Consider the following 19281-nt stretch of genomic DNA (forward strand, 5'->3'; position numbering starts at 1 on the left):
GGATCGGGCCGGATGTCCAGACCGGGCCGGAGCCAGTCCGCCGGCCTTCATGGCCGTCCCAGCCGGGCTGAGGACGTCCGTTCCCATCCTGCGCACAGGCGACATGCGGTACGTCACCCGCGCGGGGTGACCTCCCGCCGCAGTCCTCGCGGACTACGCGGTCCGGAGGCGCTGGTAGTTGTTCTCGAGCTCGTCGAGGACGACCGTGTTCGGCGGGTCGCTGTCAGAGGTGGCCCGCATGACGAGTTCGTCCTCGAGCGTCCGGGCCCGATAGGTCCATCCCTCCGGCAACGCAAGGCGTTCGCCGAGTGTCTGCAGTCTGTCGGCCGTATTGCCGGGGTCCACTCTCAACGAGGCGCTCTGCATGACGAACACGATTCCCTCGGAAGACACCAGCTCGTAGACCTCCGAGCCGGCTTCGAAGAACCACGTGGTGGTGCGCCTGGAGACCGTCTCCCGGTAGGGGATCGAAGTCCTCGTCGGAGACGTCATCGACCACCCCCAGGGAGTTGTAGTAGTTGCCCGCTCCCCCTGGTCCTTCCGCGTCCCTGCTCATGATCAGGACCTCGGCGATTCGCCCCTTCGGGCTCCCCCTGCATCCTCCGCAGGGGAAGAGTGCGGTGAGCCCGCGCTGACGCCCCGACGGGTCGGTGATGCGGGTGGTGCTCCGGGACGCACCGGTGCCGGACGGATCAGGAGACGAAGTGCGTCTCGGGCAGCTGCTGTCCGATCGAGGTGACCACGGCGGCGGCGACGTCCGCCAGCTTCATGTTCCGTCCGCTGGACGCGGCCTTGAGGATGGTGATGGCCGCGTCATGGCTGCACCGGTTCTGGCCCATGATGATGCCCGCCGCCACGTCGATCGTGGTCCGCGAGTTCATCGCGGCCCGCAGGTGCTCGCCCGTGTCGGTGAGGTGGGCCACCCGGACCGCCAGGCGGAGGAACTTCGAGGCCTCGGTGGCGAGTTGCACGGCTTCGGCGATGGACTCGTCGTCGAACGCGTGGGGCTGCGGCGAGTACAGGTTCAGCCCGGCGGCCGCGAGGCCGTCGAGCGGGATCGGCACGCCGACGGCGGAGCGCATCCCGTGCTCCACGATGGCCGCCGTGTAGGCGCCGAAGCGCTTCTCCTCGAGGAAATCGTCCACGTGGTAGACCTGCCCGTCCCGGGCGGCCCGGATGCACGGTCCGTCGTCGAACGCGTACTGGACCTCGTCCATGAGCTTCGCCTGCTCGCTGCTGCTGGCCACCGTCCCGATGGACCGGCGCCGCAGGAGGGTGACACCGGCCATCACGTCCCGGTCCGGGGTCGAGAGGGTGTCCGCGGCGAGCCTGGCGAGTCCGTCGAGGAACTCGTTGATGTCCGAGCTGTCCAAAACCAGGTCCTGCAGCATCCCTGGCAGGGACAGTTCTCCGAGGATCTGCTCGTCGGTCACAACGGGTACCTTCCGATCATCCGGGGCCGCCGGTGCGCGGGCCTGACTGGCTACGTTACCGAACTGTGCATGCGGGAGACACCGAAGGCTCCGGTGACGGTGCCACGGCGGGGCTGGACGACGACGGCGCGGCAGGACCGTGGTGGGTCCTGCCGCGCCGTCGTCGGTGGGAAGTGCCTAGGAGGCGAGGCCCGGCGGCGTGATGCCACCGGAGCAGGCAGCGCCCGGCTCGCGGGTCTGCTCACCCTGGATGTACTTGGTGAGGAAGGTGGCGAGGCGTGGATCGTCGGCGGAGTCGACCTCGAGCTGGATGCCCCAGGCGCTGGCGGCCACAGGCGACTCCAGGCCGGGGTACGGGCTGAGCAGCACGTAGGAGCGCGTACCCACGAGTTCGGTCAGGGTGTCGATCGCCGCCTGGCCGATGTCCGGGTTGTACGCGATCCAGACGGCGCCGTGCTCCAGCGAGTGCACGGAGTTCTCGTTCGGGAGGGGCTCGGTGTACACACCGCAGTTGGTCCAGATGGGATCGTGGTCCCCGCCGACGGGCGGCGCCTGCTCGTACTCCACGGGACCGTCCACGTGCTCGAACGTGACGTCGGGGTATTCCTGGACGCCTTCGATGGGCTGGGAGGCCTGGGCGTCGCGCTCCCTGTTGTCCTGCACCTGGTTCACGATGACGATGGTCACCGCGATGATGATGGCCAGGATGACGGCGCCGATCCCGCCGAAGATGAGGGCGTTGCGCTTGCGTTCACCGGCCCGCTGCTGGGCTTGGATGGCGGCCAGGCGCGCTTGGCGGTCCTGGTTCTCCTGAGACCGTTTCTTGTTCAACGAGGTGTCCTTCGGTGCTGGGGTGGCTGCGGCGGTCGCCGCGGTTCGGTTAGCGCCGGAACCAAATGTACCGGCGAGGGCCGCCTGTCCCTGAACCGCCCGGCGGCGCGGCGGCGGGACGGGGCGGCGCTACAGGGCGTCGAGCATGGTCTGCATGAGGGTGATCTCGGCCTGCTGGCCCGACTGGATCTTCGTGGACAGCGTACGGACCTGCTCCGTCTCCGCGAGCTCGGCGCCGGCCGCGGCCATGTCCACGCCCGCCTCGTGGTGGTTGATCATGAGCGTCAGATACAGTCGCTCGGCGTCCTCGCCGCGCGCGGCACGCAGCTCGTCGAGCTGGGCTCCGGTCGCCATGCCGGGCATGAGCCCGTCAGGCATGAGCATGGACCCGGCATCGGTTCCCGAGCCCATGTCCATCCCGCCGTGGTCCCCCGAGCCCGCCATCCACTCCATGCGTGGCTGCGCGTCGCTCTGCGGCAGCCCCCACTCCTCGAGCCAGGCGTACATCTGACCCGCCTGCTGCTGCTGGGTGAGTGCGATGTCGTAGGCGACGGCACGAAGGGTCTCGTCCTCCACGTTGTCGCGCACGATCATGGACATCTCCACCGCCTGGTTGTGATGCACCTGCATGTCACGGGCGAACCCGGCATCGGCACTGTCGGCGTCGGGGTAGGAGGGCCCCGCGGAGACGCGGCCGGCGGTGAAGGCGAGAGCGAACAGCGCGACGACGGCGATCGCGGCGAGGATCACGAGGACTCGCTTCTGCCAGCCGGACAGCGAGAGGGTCATGGACGTCCTTGGGTCGAGAGTGTGCCGGTTAGCCAACGTACGGCATCCTGCTGGATGTTCCCTCCACGGGGGGAATAACGGCAGGACTTGGCCTGTTATACCCCCCAAGGGTATCGTGGACCGTATGCGAGGAGCCAATTCATGACCACCGGGACGAATGCGGAGACCACCGCGGAGCACGGCTATACGGCCGAGAAGGACGCCTACCTCAAACGGTTGCGGCGCATCGAAGGCCAGGTCCGCGGCATCGCGCGGATGGTCGAGGAGGACAAGTACTGCATCGACATCCTCACGCAGGTCGCGGCCGTCAACAAGGCACTCCACGCCGTCTCGATGGGGTTGCTCGAGGAGCACATCGCGCACTGCGTCGTCGGCGCCGCCCAGGACTCCCAGGTCTCCGGCAACAGCGACGCCGTGCAGGAGAAGGTCCAGGAAGCCACCGCGGCGATCGGCCGCCTCCTGCGCTAGCAGCAGACACCGCCCGCCGGCACCTACCCCACCTACTGATCCACCCACCGAGGAGAACACCATGAGCACCACCACCATCAACATCACCGGCATGACCTGCGGCCACTGCGTCAGCGCGGTGAAGACCGAACTGTCGGAGCTTCCCGGCGTCGAGGCCGTCGACGTCGAACTCGTGAACGGCGGCACCTCCACCGCCACCATCTCCTCCTCCACACCGCTGGACGCCGCCTCGATCGACGTCGCCGTCGCCGAGGCCGGCTACACCGTGGTGCCCGCCGGTTCCTGACATGGCCACCCAGCAGGTCCCGGCGCAGAGGGCCGGGCAGGAGCACCGCGTCGTCGAACTCTCGATCCAGGGCATGACCTGCGCGTCCTGTGTGGGGCGGGTCGAGCGGAAGCTCGGCAAGCTCGACGGCGTCGAGGCGAGCGTCAACCTGCCGCTGGAGAGCGCCGTCGTCCGGGTGCCGGCCACCGTCAGCGACCAGGACCTGATCGACACCGTGGTGGCCACCGGCTACGGCGCCCACGTGATGCACCCCGAGCACCCGGAGGACGGCGGGCACGACCACACGCCCTCGCTCCTCAGGGCACGCCTGATCCTCGCCGCCGTCCTGTCCGTGCCGGTGCTGCTGATCTCGATGGTGCCCGGCCTCCAGTTCGCGAACTGGGGCTGGGTGGTCCTCGCGTTGTCCCTGCCGGTGGTGACGTGGTCCGCGTGGCCGTTCCACCGTGCGGCGGCCATCAATGCGCGCCACCTGTCCTCCACCATGGACACGCTCGTCTCCATCGGCGTCACTGCCGCGTTCCTGTTCTCGGCCGGGCAGCTCCTCGCCGATCCCGCCCTGACGCAGCACGCGGGCATGGCCGACATGGACATGACGGAACACTCCCTCTACTTCGAGGTGGCGGCCGTCGTCGTCACCTTCCTCCTGCTGGGCCGCTTCCTCGAGGCGTCCGCGAAACAGCGCGCGGGCGACGCCCTGAAATCCCTCCTGAGCCTCGGCGCGAAGGAGGCCCGTGTGCTGCGCACCGTCGACGGCGAGCGCACCGAGGTCACGCTGCCCGCCGATGCCTTGATCCCCGGGGACTCGTTCGTGGTCCGCCCGGGCGAGAAGATCGCGACGGACGGCACGGTCACCGAGGGGCACAGCGCCGTGGACACCGCCCTGCTCACGGGCGAGAGCATCCCCGTCGAGGTGGGCCCCGGCGACACCGTGACGGGCGCCACCATCAACACGTCCGGCCGGCTCGTGGTGCGGGCGACCCGCGTGGGCTCCGATACCGTGCTGTCCCAGATGGGCCGCCTCGTCAGCCAGGCACAGAGCGGGAAGGCGCGCATCGCGCGGCTCGCCGACCGCATCAGCGCGGTGTTCGTCCCCGTGGTCCTCGTGCTCGCGGTCCTCACGTTCGTGCTGTGGCTGGTGCTGACCGGCGACCTCGACGCGGCCTTCACGGCGTCCGTGACCGTGCTGGTGATCGCCTGCCCGTGCGCCCTCGGCCTCGCCACGCCCACCGCACTCCTGACCGGCACCGGCCGCGGTGCCCAGCTGGGCATCCTCATCCGCGGCCCCCAGGTCCTCGAGGACACCCGCACCGTGGACACCATCGTGCTGGACAAGACCGGCACCGTCACCACGGGCACCATGGCCGTGGACGACGTCGTCGTGCTCGCCGCTGTTCCGGCACCGGACCTGCTGCGCCTCGCCGGAGCCGTGGAGTCCGCGAGCGAGCACCCCATCGCGCAGGCCATCGCGCGCCACGCCGCCGCCGGCGGCCGGCTGCCCGAGGCGCGGGCCTTCTCCAGCGCACCCGGGGGCGGCGTGCGCGGGGAGGTCGACGGCGTCGTCGTCACCGTGGGGCGGGCCGGCTGGCTGGAGGGCCACGGGATACGGCCGACCGACGGACAGGTGGCCACGTTCACGGCCGCGGAGGGCGCCGGGCGGACGGCCATCTGGGTGGCGATCGGTGACGACGTCGCGGGCCTCATCACGCTCTCCGACACCGTCAAGGACGGCTCGGCGGCCGCGATCGGGCGGCTGAGGCACCTCGGGCTGCGGCCCGTCCTGCTCACCGGCGACAACCGGGCCGTCGCCCTGCAGGTGGCCGCCGTCGTCGGGATCGACGCCGCCGACGTGCGCGCCGGGGTCACGCCCGCGGGCAAGGCGGACGCCATCCGGGAACTGCAGGCCGGCGGGGCGACCGTCGCCATGGCGGGCGACGGCGTCAACGACGCCGCAGCGCTCGCGCAGGCGGACCTCGGCATCGCCATGGGCTCGGGCACGGACGTCGCGATCGAGGCGGCGGACCTCACGGTGATGGGGAACAGCCTGGAGCAGGTGGCACAGGCCATCGAGCTGTCCCGCCGCACGCTCCGCACCATCAAGGGGAACCTGTTCTGGGCGTTCTTCTACAACGCCGTCGGCATCCCCGTCGCCGCGCTCGGCCTGCTCAACCCGATGCTGGCGGGGGCGGCGATGGCCGCGAGTTCCGTGCTCGTCGTCGCAAACTCGCTGCGGCTGCGGCGCTTCGGGCGGTAGCCTCCCCGGGCGGCCGCGGCTCGGCGGGACTACCGGTCATGGCGCTTCGGCCGCGGGGGCTTCCTCCGCGGCGGCGCGGGCGTAGGAGGCCGACACCCGACGGTAGACCGGCGTGAGGAACGCCAGGAGCGCGGCGGCGATGATGACCATGCCGGCCACCAGGAACACGAGAGCGATGCCGCGGGAGGTGCCCTCCCCCAGCAGCGGGGCCAGCTGGGCGGCGCCCTCCGCCGAGCGCGCGAACGGGATGATCCAGAACTGGGCGATCGGCGCGATGAGGAACGCGGTGATCGGTGCTGCCGCGGACTCGAACGCCATGGCGAAGCCGAACACGCGCCCCTGCCGGGGCAGGGGGACCACCCGCTGGATGACGGTCTGCTCGGCGGCCTCGACGAACGGCACCAGGACCAGGTAGAGCCAGATGCCGAGGACGTACAGCCACCCCCATTCCCGGAGTGTGAACACCGCCCCGACGACCCCCATCACGATCACCGCGATGAGCATGGTGCGCAGGGGGTTGGCTCCGAGGCCGAACTTGCCGATCAGGGCGCCGCCCACGATGAACCCGGTGGCTCCGAGGGCGAAGTAGGTGCCCCACAGCTCCACGGAGAACAGTTCGAGGCCGTAGGGGTCCATCAGCGCCATGTAGACGCCGCCCACGAAGTTGTTGAACGTGGAGAACAGGATGAGCGCGAACAGCCCGGAGATCGCGAGGACCGCGGCGACGGAGCCGCGCAGGTCGAACCCGCCCTGCGCATCCGTGGCCGCTGCGCGCACCTCCTCGGGCATGCGGAGCGTCAGCAGGTGCGCGAAGGCGAGCGCCGTCAGCACCAGGGCCACGACGATCGTCCAGCCCATGCCGATGAGCCCGATCGACAGCCCGGAGAGCACCGACGTGATGATGAACATCAGCCCCTGCACCATGCCGACCAGCCCGTTGGCATTGGCCCTCCGGTCCGGTTCGATGAGGATGGTCACGGTCGTGGACAGCGCGATGTTGCGCATGTTCTCCACGACGGCCCCGATCAGGATGATGAGGGTGAAGATCCAGAACCACGGCTGTCCCAGGTCGAGGAGACGGGCCGCGGGCGTCACCAGGAACATGACGCCGGCCAGCACGAACATCACGAGCGTGAAGCCGGCCGCGTAGCGCATGACGGAGAGCTTGCGGTAGCGGTCGACGAAGGTGCCGAAGCTGATGCTGGAGAGGGCGATCAGCAGCATGTACGCGCCCCCGATCACACCGGTGGCGATCACGTTGCGCGTCTGCAGGTAGGCCCAGAACGTCAGGGCGAACCAGAGGTAGCTGGTGGTGATGTTCGCGAGCCCGGTGTTGACCAGGATGCCGAGGAAGGTCCGGTTCCGCTCCGCCGGACTGCGGAGGGGCGAGGCCCGCAGCGAGTGGCCGTCCGTGTCCCCGGAGGGGCCCGCACCGCTCTGGGGAACCGTAGCGGCCCCCGTCGGGGCCTGATCCTGCCCGGTCATGCCCACCAGTGTACTGGCGGTCGGCGCCCGCCTGAAGGGCGCGGGCAGCACGCCTCACCTGCCCGGTCAGGTGCCTCCGCGGTGCACGTCGACGTGCACGTGGTCGAGGTGGCGCAGGATCTCATTGGCCGGCTCGGGCGCGTCGTAATCGCCCCACTGCGCCCGGGAACTGTGGGCGCTCCAAAAGCGGTCGTCGAAGATGACGTACTGGATGTCGAGGTCCTCGGCGTGCGCGACGAGCCAGTGGGCCACCAGCCACCCGGCGCGCCGGTTCTCCTCGGTCACGGGGCGGAAGAAGACGTCGACGGCCCGGCCGTCGTAGTGCGTGGATTCCGCGCCGTGACCCTGCCCCACCCCGCCCGGGACGAACCCGCCCAGGCTCTGGTCGCCGAACACCTCGGCCATGGCCTCGCGGACCTGCTGGGCACGCGGCGTCAGGCCGGTGGCCGTCAGCTCCTGGACCGGGAGGTCCTCGGCCACCGAGCCACGGCAGGCCAGGACGGGTCCGGCATCCTCGGCCGGTCCCTCCGCGAGTCGCTGCAGGACCACCTCGTCGATCCCCGTGGTGTCCGGAGCCGGCACCCCTCGGGCCGTGAGCGCCACCGCCGTCGTCGCCTGCTGCGCCTCGCTCCGGGTGAGCCCGACCTCGCCCTCCGCCGTGGTCACCGTGCACTCCTGCCCCCCGAGCACCGGTCCGCCCACGGCCCGCAGCCCGCTCAGCAGACCGGGTCCCAGGAGCACCAGCGCGGACGCGAGCACGCTGATCACGAGGAGACCGAGGAACAGGCGACGCGGCCGGCTTCGGCGTCCTCGGTCGTGCCCGGTGGCGCTGCTCACGGTGCGGTGTCCTCCGATGGGGTGGCGGGGCGCCGGACAGGACGGCGCTGCTCAAGGTTCAACCGATGGAGGCGGGGTGGGAGTTCCCGACCCGCCCTCACGGGCGCGGGATCGGCTCCACGGAACTGGGCTGGTCCAGTACGGCCTCGAGGCCGCCGTCGGGCGCCGACCGCAGTTCGTCCACCCTGACGCAGACGACGCCGGCCACGATCAGCAGACCGCCGAGCAGCTGCACGGGACCGGGCAGCTCGCCGAGGATCAGCCAGGCCGCGAGCACCGCGAACATCACCTCGGTGAGGGCCACGAAGCTCGCCACCTTCGAGCCGAGGCGCTGTGCGGCGAGGATGCCCGTCACGTAGGCGGCGACCGTCGCGACGAGGACGAGGACGGCCACCGGGACGATCCAGCTGTAGGTGCCTCCGGCCAGCCGGACGTCCGAGAACACGAAGCGGAACGGCATGATGTTCGTCAGGCCGAGGACCAGGATGGTGCCCGCCGCCACCACCATGCCCCCGCCGGCCATGACGATCGGCGGCAGGCTCTCGTCCACCCGCGCGGACATCAGGAAGAACACCACGAGGCAGACGGCGGCGGCGAGCCCGAACAGCACGCCCACGGGATCCAGCCGGGCGTCACCCGCCAGGTCGAGGACCAGCAGGAGCCCGAGGATCGCCGTCACGGACCCGATGATCGTCAACGCGTGCGGGGCCGTGCGCGAGCGCAGCCAGAGGAATCCCACGAGCAGCACGGGCGCCAGGTACTCGAGCAGCAGTGACACCCCCACGGACATGCGCTGCACCGCGTTGAAGTAGAAGAGCTGGCAGAGCGCGATCGCCGTCGTCCCATAGATCGCGATCGTCAGCGCATTGCCGCGCAGGGTGGACCAGCGCCCGCGCAGCGCGATCAACGCGGGGACGAGCAGCACGACTGCGGCACCCCCGATGCGCAGCCCGACGGCGGCCCCGGGGCTCCAGCCGATCTCGAGCAGGGACTTCGCGAACGGGCCGGAGACGCCGAACGTCGCGGCGGAGACGAGCGCTATCCAGAGGCCGGCGGCGGGGCGCAGGGACACGACCCCTCCCTTCGGTTCGATGCTTGGTGTCAGGGGTGACAAGTGGTTATGGTCGTGACACTAGACCGGCGCAATGTCAGGAGTCAACATGTCTTTCACCTATGACACGGAGGTGGCACTCTCGACCGTGGCAGCGCTGATCAACACCGCGAAGGACGACCTCGACCCCCTGGCGACGCCCGAGGGTCTCGACCGGTTCCTCGAGGAGCAGCGGTTCAGCGGCTCCCGCACCCACACCGCTGCCGAGGTGCGGTCCGTGCGCGCGTTGCGCGCCGACCTCGAGGTCATCTGGTTCGCGGAGGAGGACGACGCCGTCGGGCTCGTCAATGCCATCCTCCGCCGGGCCAGTGCGCTCCCCCAACTGGTCCGCCACGACGAGTGGGACTGGCACTTCCACGCCACCGCGCCCGAGGCGCCGCTCGAGGAACGGATGGCGACGGAGGCGGCCATGGCCCTCGCCGACGTCATCCGCGGACACGAGCTGGACCGCCTGCGCTCCTGTGCGGCGGAGGACTGCGACGGCGTGGTGCTCGACCTGACCCGCAACCGCTCGAAGCGTTTCTGCGATACCGGCAACTGCGCCAACCGGACGCACGTGAAGGCGTACCGCGCCCGGAAAGCCGGAAGCGCCTGACCGACGCCTCTGCACGTCACCTCCCAGCGGTCACGCCCGGCCCTCGACGCCGCCGATGTCCTCCACGCCGTCAGCAGGGAACCCGTCCTCCGAGTAGCCGCCGTCGGCGAAGCCGGGGCCCGGGCCGGGCAGGGGTGAGTAGGTGCCGGAGTACGTCACCGCCCCGGGGGCCCACCCGAACGACGCCGCGCGTGACTCCGGGACTCCGGCCGCCGGCTCGAGGCCGCTGCTGCCGAGCAGGCTCCGGGTCAGGGATGCGTCGTCGGCCATCAGCTCGTCCACGGCGGCCAGCAGGTGCGCGTCCGCCACGGGGGCATCCTGCAGCGCGGCGGCGAGGACCGCCCGGCGCACCAGTTCCCGTGTGAAGGACGCCGTGGTGCCGGCGGTGCTGCCCGCGGCGGACCCGATGGCCTCCGCACCGAAGGGCAGGTCCCGCGCGTAGAGCCGCAGCAGTTCGGCGCGCTCGTGCTCGGCAGGCAGGGGCACCTCGACGGCCAGGTCCACGCGCCCGGGACGCTGCGCGAGTGCCCGCTCCAGCATGTCCACGCGGTTGGTGGTCAGGACGAACGTGACATCGGCGTCGTCGTCGAGCCCGTCCATCGCATCGAGCACCTCGAACAGCAGGGGCTGCGGCCCGTGGCCGAAGCTGCGGTCCTCGGCGATGAGGTCGCAGTCCTCGAGGACGACGATCGACGGCTGCAGGGCGCGGGCCATCCGTGCCGCCTCCGCGATGTGGGCGAGGGTGCCACCGGACAGGATGATCGCCGTGGTCCCCTCACCCGCACTCAGCAGGTACCGGACCGTGTGGGTCTTGCCGGTGCCCGGCGGGCCGTACAGCAGGATGCCGCGCTTGAGGTGCTGGCCGGCCGCGACGAGCGCCTCCCGGTGGGATGCGATGCCCAGTGCGTGCTCGCTGACGCGCTCCAGCAGGCCGTCCGGAAGGATGACGTCGGCGGCCTGCAGGGTGGGCCGGTCATTGAAGGTGACGCCCGCGGCGCTCGGTCCGAAGTCCTCGGTGGTCAGCGATAGGACCTGTCCCTTCATCACGCTCTCGCGCTGCATCCGCCGTCGGAACTCCGCCAGGAGACCGGCGACGACGGCGGCATCCGCGCACAACACCTCCAGCGACGCGGCCTGCCGCCCGTAGCGCGGCTCGGCCCTGCGCTGCAGCAGGGCGACGGGCACGCCGTCGCGGTGGAAGAGGTGGAGGCCGAGCGCGATCGCCTGCCGCTGCTCGTCCGGGCCGACGGGCAGGTTCGCGTAGTCCGGCTGCGAGAGCGGGAAGTTGGGGTACAGCTCCGACTGCTGGATCATGTCGCCGAGGGACATGTGGTGCCGCTGGTCGCCGCCGCCGACCCCCACGCACCGCCCGGTCCGGGCCAGCGACGCGAGGATGATGTCGGCGTCCACGAAGCGGTGGGCCGGGACGTCCTCGACCACCACCGGGAGGCCTCCCGGGTCCGCCCCGAGGTGCGCTGCAAGGGTCTCGACGAGTTCCCTACCGCGGGCGTGGTGCGGCTGCGCCTCCTGCGCAAGGCGCACCATCGTGCCGAAGTCCCTGATGAATGCCCGCAACTCGTCGCCCATGGGGGCAGGCTAACAGCGCCGTCAAGCAGGCACCCGAGGCGTAGCCGTCAGGAATCCTGCTTCGGCAGGCGCTCCCCGTAGCGGGGCTCGCCGTCGTGCTCGGGAGCAGTCGACGACGGCGCGGACGGAGCCTGCCCCGCCGGACCCTGGGCGGCCCGACCCTGCGCGGCCGGGCCCTTCGGGTCCGGCTTCGCGGAGGACCGGTTCACGCCGGAGCCCTTGCTGAGGTGCTCGGCGTTCGGCGTCTCCGCCATCATGAGCATCGCGCAGATCACGAGGGAGACGATGAAGGCGATCCCCGCCGCGGTCAGGCCCAGATCCATGCGCAGCTCCCTGGTGCCGCCGCCCGTGGCGAAGATCGACGTCGCGACCCCGGCCACCACGGCCAGGACCGCCGAGAAGACGAGGGGCGCCTTGATGCCGTGGCGGAACCGTCCCTGGGTGGGTTTCCCCGGCTGGCGCTTGGCCACGGGCACTCCTTCCGGTGATGCAAATCTTCTACGAAGCGTAGAGCCTCTAGTTTACGGGGTCCGCCGAGCCCTGCGAGCCGGACCCCGGGGGTGCGCTGAGCGCTGAATCGTGCCGGTAGCTCAGGCCGGCGATACCGAGCATGACGGCGGTGAGCAGCGCGCCGCCGCCCGCGACCCCCAGCAGGGCATGCGCGCCGAGCGGCTCGACGAGCGGCAGGATGGCGCCCGTGGCGATGCCGACGACGCCGACGACGACGAGGTCCCGCGCCGCGGCATGCCCGCGCGCGGCAAGACCGCGGACCAGCTCGGCGGCTCCCGCGACGACGAGCGCCGCGGCTCCGGCGAACGCGAAGCCGGCCTCGGTCCGGAGAACGAGGACGGCCGCACCCGCGCCGAGCAGCAGGCCACCGCCGATATCCGTGAGCACCCTCGGGCCGGCACCCCAGTGCGTCATGCGGTGCGTCCAGAGGTACGCGGCACCGACCAGCAGGAAGTACAGTCCGCCGACGATGGACATCACGAGCGTGGAGGGTTCACGCCAGAAGATCGTCAGAAGGCCGAACACGCCGCTGACGACGGCACGGACCAGGAACGGCTTCCACACCGTGAACTCGGCGAGGACGGGCCTGGCGCCCTGGGCAGGCGATGCAGCAGCCATCAAGGGCCTCTCTGAAGAATGCGGGGCCGGGCGGTCTCCGGCGTGTCCAGTTTAGTCCGGCACGACGCCGGCCCCAGGCCGACGCGAGGCGCCAGGACCCCGCGCAGGCTCGTACGAGGATCCATACCAGCTGCGCCGAGGAATGAACACAGCTGATCCGGACGGGCCTACGGGGCAATGCCGCTCATCACGGGGCCATACTGAAATTACCCCTGAAGATGTCCCGGCTGAGTCCGCGGACTCAGCCGGAATACACCGACGAGCCTCGTGCACGAACGTGGGAGTCCCTCCGGTGGTCAAGCAGCCGGCCTCCGGAGGGACATCGGCAATCCGCCGGCCTCGTGAGGGCGGGTACCGCGGACCAGTGAGGTCGTCGACGATGTGGCATCTTGCTACTCTGCTCCGAACCAGAGCGCGCCGAACGGCTCTCCATGACCCCCACCGCTGAACCTTCCGTGCCCCTGTCCGGGGCCGTGTCCAGTATCGAGTACTTCATCGACTGCCCGACCGGCACCGTCGAGCACTACTTCGCCGACGGCGTCTTCCTCTGGTCGGACGAGCTGTACCGGATCCACGGCTACGAACGCGGCGATATCGTGCCCACCCTGGAACTCGGACTGTCCCACGTCGATCCCGCGGACCGGGACTCCGTCCGGGCCTTCTGGACGAAGGTCACCACCAGCGGGGGGCCGTCATCGAGCAGGCCAAAGGCATCCTCATGGGCCGTGCCGGCCTCGACGCCACGGACGCGTTCGCCCGACTCAACTCCCACAGCCAGCGGGCGAACCGCAAGGTGGTCGTCATCGCCCAGGAGATCATCGACCGGGCCGTGACACTCACCCACCGGGAGCATCGACACGATCATGACCTGGCCCCCGACCGGGCGCTGCAGGAGCTCTTCAGGGCCTGTGATCCGCCCATCACGGCCGGACCCCGACGGCCGCTGAACATCGGCCGATCGCCACTCAGTCGTCGTGGGACGGTGGGGTCTCCGGCGGTATGACGAGGAGTTCCGCGATGCGCCGTCGGTCGATGCCCGTGACCTGGAGCGTGACACCGCCGACGTCGACGGTGTCCCCCTGTACCGCAAGCCGACCGAGCCGGTCGAGGACGAAGCCGGCGACCGTGTCCCACGTCCCGCGAGGCAGCTCGATCCCGGTGGCCTCGGCGAAGTCCTGCAGATTGAGCCGACCGTCGACGACGCCTCCGCCTTCCACCAGCTTCAGGGGAGCAGCGTCGGTGTCGTACTCGTCGAAGATCTCACCGACGACTTCCTCGACGAGGTCCTCCAGGGTGACGATCCCGTCGGTGCCGCCGTACTCGTCGATCACGACCGCGATGTGGGTGTTCCGTGCACGAAGCTTCGTGAGCGTCGGCAGGACCCGGGCGGTCGCGGGCAGGTACAGGATCGGGCGGATGACCCGGGCCAGTGGTGCGTCCGGGTCCTGCGACGCGGCGTCGTACAGGTCGCGGACATGCACGAAGCCGGTGATGTCGTCCATCGACTGATCCACGACCGGGTAGCGGGAGAACGGCAGCTCCTCGATGCGTGTGATCGCCTCGCCCACGGAGTCGGCGCTGTTGACCGCGACGACCTCCGGCCGGGGACGCATCACCTCACTGATCTGTCGATCCCGGAGTGAGAGCACGTCGTCCAGGATGCGGCGCTCGTCCTCCGGCAACCCCTCGTGGGTGGTCACGATGTCGCGGAGCTCCTCCTCGGACAGGCCCTCGCTCGTCCGGTTCGGGTCACCACCGAGGAGCCGCACCACCACGTTCGTCGAGACGGACAGCAGCCAGATCACCGGCCGCATGAGGTGCGCGAAGCCGTTCAGCACCGGCGCCACCGCGTAGGCGAACTGCGCGTTGCGTTGGATCGCGAGCCGTTTCGGTGCCAGCTCGCCGAGGACGAGCGACAGGTAGGCGACCACCAGGGTGAGCAGGATCGTGGCGAGAGTGAGTGCGGCCGACGCGCTCAGCCCGAGCGACACCAGCAGCGGCGCGACGGACGGCGCGATCGATGCGGCGCCGTACGCGGCCGAGGCGAACCCGGCGACCGTCACGCCGATCTGCACCGCGGACAGGAACCTGTTGGGATTGCGCGCGAGTGCGGCAACCTTCTCGCCGCGCTTGCCCCGCTGGGCGATCGCATTGACCTGACTGTCGCGCAGCGTCACCAACGCCATCTCGGTCGCCGCGAACACGCCACCGATCAGCACGAACACCACGACCAGCACGATGTTGAACAGCAGCTCCCCGTTCATCGAACGGCTCCGGGAGCTCCCGGCCGGCCCGGCCTCCGCCGGGCACCGGGTCTATCGCAGTCGGACGAGGTCTCCTGGGAGCGGGTCATGGTTCCACTGTAGGAAAGAACATGCAGGATGGTCGATTCGATGGCCGCAGGACGGATGCTCGACGGGCGGTGGTACTGCGGGACGGCACTCGCTCCGGAGGAGTCCCTGCCGTCACGGAGCAGCCTGGTGCCGTGATCCCGGTGCCGGGCGTCAGCGGTCGGAGCCGTCCCGGTGTCGACGAGCGCGCCTGAAGCTGAATACGCCTCCGATGATGGCCGCGAGGCCGCCGATCATGCCCCCGACGACGGCTCCCTGTGCCATTCCCCCGAGGAACCCCTCACCGGGGGTCACCCCGATCCGGGGGGCGGGCAGCAGCGCATGACCTGCGAAGACGGTGTAGGTCATGGCCGCGAAGGTCAGTGTCATCATGGCTCCGAAGACAACGATGCTCACCATCGTCGACCGGGCTCCGGCGTTCTCGGCGAGCTTCTGCACATTGACATCCCGCCGCCTCGCGTACCAGACAGCTGCTCCCGACGGCAGGAGCGTCACCACCAGCAGGACCACCGGCAGCAGGAGGAATCCGAAGACGGACGCGACGAAGGCGCTCACGAGACCCGCATAGAGCGCGGTCGTCAGGCCGAAGGAGCTGGCCTCCATGAAGACGGCCCGTTCGCGCTCATCGCCGTAGGCCGGGCCGTCGAGATCCATGATTCGTTCCGCAACCCGATCCAGCATGGTTGGTCTGTGCGTCATCTGCTGTCTCCCGCCTCACTGATGAAGAGTTCCTCGACGGTTCCGCCCAGGGCCCGGGCGATCCGTAGGGCCAGATAGACCGACGGGGCGTAGTCGCCCTGCTCGACAGCGATGATCGTCTGCCTGCTGACGCTCACCAGCTCAGCGAGGTCGGCCTGCGTCAACCGCTGCTCCTTCCGGCGCTCCCGCACCGGACTCGCCGAATCAGCCTCCTTGGACACCATGAGTCGATGTTAAGGATCGTTGACATATAATGTCAAGGGTATTTGACACGCAGCGGTGGCGGGGTCTCCTGCCTCGACCTCAGCGATCCTCCGGGGCGCCGTCGATGCCGTCGGCCGTCTCGGCAGCGGGACGCCCCCAGATCATGATGAGCAGACCGACGACGAGGACCGCGGGCGCCCCGTAGACCAGGGCGGTGCCGACGATCGGGGTGCGCAGCGCCCGGATCGCCTCCCCGATGCCGGGGATGATGAACGTCTGCTCGTAGACATGGTCCCCGTCGAGGGTCGCGATCCACGGATCGACCGCTTCGTTGGCGTCCCCCTTCGTGCGGACCGCCGTCGTCCCGTCGGCGTTGGTGGTGACCTCGATCACCCGGTGGGTTTCCACCCTGTGATCCTCGACCGGGATGTGGTAGCTGATGACGTCGCCGACCTGCACGTCGGCGACGGGCTGTCGGGTCGTCACGACGACGTCGCCGGGCACGATGCTCGGCGCCATGCTGCCGGTGAGCATCGTCGCTGTCTGGTAGCCCAGGAAGCGAGGCCCGATGGCGAGGAACAGGAAGGCGAGGATCGCACCGATCACCAGTAACGTGCCCATGACACTCACCGAGCGGGCCATCACCCGGCGCGCCGGGAACCGGCGTCCCGCGTCCGGAACCCGGGTGGGGTTCGCCGGGCCCGCCCCCGTCGGAGCGGGGGCGAAGGCTGGAGTCGGGATGACGGGGAGGGGTGCCAGATCGAGCAGAGCCATGATGAGGGGTCCTTCACGGACTGGAGGAGGAGAAGCGGGAACCCCCGGAGGGGTACGGGGAAGGCCCCGGCGCCGGGACCCGGACGGTCCGTGACTGCGGGGCTGTCCCAGCGGTTGTTCCGGGGCCGGTTCAGCGGTTGGTGGCGGCGCGCTGGGTGGCGGTGAAGGCGAAGTCGACAGTGCTGCTCAGGCCCTGGAAGGCGTTGTCCGCGGCGGTGGGCAGGGCGGCGGTGATACGGAGGTTGTCGGCCTTGGTGCTGGTCATCGAGGCGAGGTTGTTCAGGGCAACGTCGGGGCCGATGATCGAGCGGGTCGCCAGGACGGTGCTGAGGGTGCCGCCGCAGGTGTAGGTGTTGGCGGGGGCGGTGCCGGCCTCGGTCCAGGGAATGCTGCAGGCGTCGACGGTGAGCTGCAGGCCGTTGGCGGCGTCCGTGGTCAGTCTCGAGGGAGCGCCCGTGGCAGTGGTGGTCAGGGTGACGCCGCCGAAGTTCTGGTTGCCGGCGTTCGTGAGGGTGGCGACGCGCTGGATGGAGTCACCGGGGACGACGCCGGTCGCGGGGACGGTGAGACGGTTGGCAGCACCGAGCTGGATGTCCACGGTGCCGGCGGTGACCGTCTCGCTGGCAGAGGTCGTGGAGGTGAAGGAACCGTAGGTACCGAGGCCCGCGACCGATGCGGCCACGCCGAGCAGCACCACGGAGGCGAGGACCTTGCCCGAGGTGGACTTCATGGTGATGCGGGAAGTACGTGCGGTGCGTGCCATGGTGAGACCCATTTCGTGAGAACTGCCGGGAGGAAGACCTGGAACCCGGACCGATGAGACCGGTGCTTGTTCCTCTGACAGCAACTCTGCTGTCGGCGCCTAAACCCACGGCCGGCCAAACCTCGAAGTAAGACCGAAGAAACACCGAAAGCCACCCCCTGCACGGTGAGAGCCTCAGCCGGAGGTACCTTCCTGCTCGGAATTCAGCTCGTCCCTGCACTTCTCCTCACGAGCCGCCCGTAGAAGCCGTATGGCTTTCGGCCCGATCCCGTGGAGAGTCGCCAGCTCGCCGAGATCGGCGTCCTCCAGATCTTCCACAGTCCGTATGCCGACCTGCGCCAGAGCCCTCATGGCCGGGGCGCCGATCCTCGGCAGGGGAATTCCCGCGCTCATCGCGTGATTGTCCGATCGTTCACGGGCTGGACGCGCTCTCCACCGTCGCACGCGCGGGGACGTCCGTCGGTCCGAGTCGGGTGAGGGCCCACGGGCCGATGACGGCGCCGGAGAGGATGATGGTGCCTGCGACGAGGCAGGCACCCTGCCACGACGTGGCGTCGTAGAGGACTCCGGCAACCGATGCTCCGACGGCCCCGCCGATCAGGGTTGCGGCTGTGTAGATCCCCATTGCGGCCCCTACCTGGTCGGGGTGCCGTTCCGTGACGACCGCCTGCTCGATCGGTATCACCATCGCCCACGCCACTCCGCACAGGATCCACAGGGCGGCGATGACCACCGGACCTCCGGTGTGGGCCAGGGAGATGGCGAAGAGACCGCTGAGGACCGAGCCGGCCGCCATCGCCGCCCGCCGCCCGATCCTGAGGACCACGGTGTGGAGCACAGGGGGGAGGACGCCCAGCGCTATGGCTCCCGGAAGGAAGACATAGGCGATCTCGATCACACCGAGGCCCAGTTCGCGCTGAAGATGCAGGAGCAGCAGGATCCCGATCATGGTCTCTGCCAGCGCCGTCACGACGGTAGCGAAGAGCATCGGACGCAGGGCGTTCACGATGCCGCACGTCCTGCGCGGCGCTGCCGATACCCGATCGCCTCCTCCCCGGTGCCGATCGGATTCCCGTGAGGTGCTCGTGGGGCCGAGGAAGAGGACAACGGCGCCGACCGCGCAGGCGGCGGCGCACACGAGAAGAACCGTGGCGTACGAGTCGACGTGTCCGAGGAGCAGCAGGCCTGTGACGAACGCGACCCATGCGCCGGTCTCCTGCACCGACATCAACCGGGCGAAGACCCCTGGGTCCGCGGCAAGGTGCTCGCCGATCATGGCGCGGAGGGACACCCAGAGCAGCGCGCCCCCGATGCCACCGAGGGCAGCCGCGGCATACGCGGTGAGAAGCGAACCCGTGAGTGCATCGGCCGACGCGTACCCGCAGCACGACAGGCCGTACAGAAGCGCACCGACGCCGGCCAGTGTCGTGCGTTCCCGGGAGTCCGCCAGCCGTCCGGCGACCGGACGGGCGATGACGGAGACGATCAGCTCGAGGGACACGAGGAAGCCCACCTGGGACGGAGTCGAATCGAGCGCAATGCCGAGCCACAGCGGGACGATGAAATCGAGCAACTCGGCCGGCCCGTTCGTCAGTCCGGCCGCCACCAGCGCCGAACCCAGGCGCGTGCGACCACCTGCCCTCCCCCGATGCATGGGCCGATCCTACCGGTGGCCGGACGGAGCGATCC

General features: G+C 70.0%; 22 protein-coding genes. 5 read left to right on the top strand and 17 right to left on the bottom strand.

The features are described 5' to 3' along the window. Window positions 1-153 precede the first annotated feature (153 nt). The 4 genes from MWM45_RS17010 to MWM45_RS17025 form a co-directional block, all read right to left on the bottom strand. Window positions 154-492: a hypothetical protein gene (locus MWM45_RS17010; protein WP_247827472.1), complete on the bottom strand. Its 339-nt coding sequence runs from the start codon at window positions 490-492 to the stop codon at window positions 154-156. Between the two features lie 200 nt (window positions 493-692). Further along, window positions 693-1433: an ANTAR domain-containing protein gene (locus tag MWM45_RS17015; protein ID WP_247827473.1), complete on the bottom strand. Its 741-nt coding sequence runs from the start codon at window positions 1431-1433 to the stop codon at window positions 693-695. Window positions 1434-1610: 177 nt separating this feature from the next. Beyond that, window positions 1611-2264 (bottom strand): DUF3105 domain-containing protein, encoded by a 654-nt coding sequence (locus MWM45_RS17020; RefSeq protein WP_247827474.1) that lies wholly within the window; start codon window positions 2262-2264, stop codon window positions 1611-1613. Window positions 2265-2393: 129 nt separating this feature from the next. Then, window positions 2394-3053, bottom strand: coding sequence for a DUF305 domain-containing protein (locus MWM45_RS17025; protein WP_247827475.1), 660 nt, complete (start codon window positions 3051-3053; stop codon window positions 2394-2396). A gap of 141 nt (window positions 3054-3194) precedes the next feature. Between MWM45_RS17025 and MWM45_RS17030 the strand changes: the two genes are divergently transcribed. From MWM45_RS17030 to MWM45_RS17040, 3 genes are all read left to right on the top strand, one after another. Further along, window positions 3195-3521, top strand: a complete 327-nt coding sequence (locus MWM45_RS17030; protein WP_247827476.1) for a metal-sensitive transcriptional regulator — start codon at window positions 3195-3197, stop codon at window positions 3519-3521. A gap of 61 nt (window positions 3522-3582) precedes the next feature. Further along, window positions 3583-3807, top strand: a complete 225-nt coding sequence (locus tag MWM45_RS17035) for a heavy-metal-associated domain-containing protein (RefSeq protein WP_247827477.1) — start codon at window positions 3583-3585, stop codon at window positions 3805-3807. Window position 3808: 1 nt separating this feature from the next. Next, window positions 3809-6058, top strand: coding sequence for a heavy metal translocating P-type ATPase (locus MWM45_RS17040; RefSeq protein WP_247827478.1), 2250 nt, complete (start codon window positions 3809-3811; stop codon window positions 6056-6058). A gap of 36 nt (window positions 6059-6094) precedes the next feature. Here MWM45_RS17040 and MWM45_RS17045 read toward each other — a convergent pair whose 3' ends face one another. From MWM45_RS17045 to MWM45_RS17055, 3 genes are all read right to left on the bottom strand, one after another. Continuing rightward, complete coding sequence (locus MWM45_RS17045; protein WP_247827479.1) at window positions 6095-7543, bottom strand: MFS transporter; 1449 nt, start codon at window positions 7541-7543, stop codon at window positions 6095-6097. A gap of 66 nt (window positions 7544-7609) precedes the next feature. Further along, a complete protein-coding gene (locus tag MWM45_RS17050) occupies window positions 7610-8380 on the bottom strand; it encodes a VldE C-terminal domain-containing protein (protein WP_247827480.1) in 771 nt (256 codons plus the stop codon). Between the two features lie 97 nt (window positions 8381-8477). Next, entirely contained in the window at window positions 8478-9452 is a 975-nt protein-coding gene (locus MWM45_RS17055; protein ID WP_247827481.1) for an EamA family transporter, read from the bottom strand. Between the two features lie 88 nt (window positions 9453-9540). Between MWM45_RS17055 and MWM45_RS17060 the strand changes: the two genes are divergently transcribed. Then, window positions 9541-10086: a CGNR zinc finger domain-containing protein gene (locus tag MWM45_RS17060; protein ID WP_247827482.1), complete on the top strand. Its 546-nt coding sequence runs from the start codon at window positions 9541-9543 to the stop codon at window positions 10084-10086. A gap of 30 nt (window positions 10087-10116) precedes the next feature. Here the strand turns inward: MWM45_RS17060 and MWM45_RS17065 are convergent, their stop codons facing one another. Genes MWM45_RS17065 through MWM45_RS17075 form a run of 3 tightly spaced genes read right to left on the bottom strand, consistent with a single transcriptional unit; the run spans window position 10117 to window position 12801 of the window. Then, window positions 10117-11673 (bottom strand): AAA family ATPase, encoded by a 1557-nt coding sequence (locus tag MWM45_RS17065; RefSeq protein WP_247827483.1) that lies wholly within the window; start codon window positions 11671-11673, stop codon window positions 10117-10119. Window positions 11674-11720: 47 nt separating this feature from the next. Next, the gene (locus tag MWM45_RS17070; RefSeq protein WP_336296680.1) at window positions 11721-12143 is read right to left on the bottom strand and encodes a hypothetical protein; all 423 of its coding nucleotides are present in this window, start codon (window positions 12141-12143) and stop codon (window positions 11721-11723) included. A gap of 46 nt (window positions 12144-12189) precedes the next feature. After that, entirely contained in the window at window positions 12190-12801 is a 612-nt protein-coding gene (locus MWM45_RS17075; RefSeq protein WP_247827485.1) for a hypothetical protein, read from the bottom strand. Window positions 12802-13519: 718 nt separating this feature from the next. On the opposite strand from MWM45_RS17075, the gene MWM45_RS17080 reads away from it, so the two are divergent. Then, window positions 13520-13804 carry an ANTAR domain-containing protein gene (locus tag MWM45_RS17080; protein WP_247827486.1) on the top strand — a complete coding sequence of 95 codons (285 nt, stop codon included), beginning with the start codon at window positions 13520-13522 and terminating at the stop codon, window positions 13802-13804. Here MWM45_RS17080 and MWM45_RS17085 read toward each other — a convergent pair. The 7 genes from MWM45_RS17085 to MWM45_RS17115 form a co-directional block, all read right to left on the bottom strand. Next, window positions 13767-15065, bottom strand: coding sequence for a hemolysin family protein (locus MWM45_RS17085; protein WP_247827487.1), 1299 nt, complete (start codon window positions 15063-15065; stop codon window positions 13767-13769). The genes MWM45_RS17080 and MWM45_RS17085 overlap by 38 nt on opposite strands. Window positions 15066-15305: 240 nt before the next feature. Beyond that, a complete protein-coding gene (locus MWM45_RS17090; protein WP_247827488.1) occupies window positions 15306-15806 on the bottom strand; it encodes a hypothetical protein in 501 nt (166 codons plus the stop codon). Window positions 15807-15847: 41 nt separating this feature from the next. Further along, window positions 15848-16075 (bottom strand): helix-turn-helix transcriptional regulator, encoded by a 228-nt coding sequence (locus MWM45_RS17095; RefSeq protein WP_043442478.1) that lies wholly within the window; start codon window positions 16073-16075, stop codon window positions 15848-15850. A gap of 79 nt (window positions 16076-16154) precedes the next feature. Continuing rightward, on the bottom strand, window positions 16155-16829 hold the full coding sequence (locus MWM45_RS17100; protein ID WP_247827489.1) for a signal peptidase I: 675 nt from the start codon (window positions 16827-16829) through the stop codon (window positions 16155-16157). Between the two features lie 130 nt (window positions 16830-16959). Continuing rightward, the gene (locus MWM45_RS17105) at window positions 16960-17592 is read right to left on the bottom strand and encodes a TasA family protein (RefSeq protein WP_247827490.1); all 633 of its coding nucleotides are present in this window, start codon (window positions 17590-17592) and stop codon (window positions 16960-16962) included. Between the two features lie 174 nt (window positions 17593-17766). After that, complete coding sequence (locus MWM45_RS17110; protein ID WP_247827491.1) at window positions 17767-17985, bottom strand: helix-hairpin-helix domain-containing protein; 219 nt, start codon at window positions 17983-17985, stop codon at window positions 17767-17769. A gap of 19 nt (window positions 17986-18004) precedes the next feature. Beyond that, entirely contained in the window at window positions 18005-19246 is a 1242-nt protein-coding gene (locus MWM45_RS17115; protein ID WP_247827492.1) for an MFS transporter, read from the bottom strand. Between the last annotated feature and the right edge of the window lie 35 nt (window positions 19247-19281).

Source organism: Arthrobacter antioxidans (assembly GCF_023100725.1).
Taxonomy (GTDB): Bacteria; Actinomycetota; Actinomycetes; order Actinomycetales; family Micrococcaceae; genus Arthrobacter_D; species Arthrobacter_D antioxidans.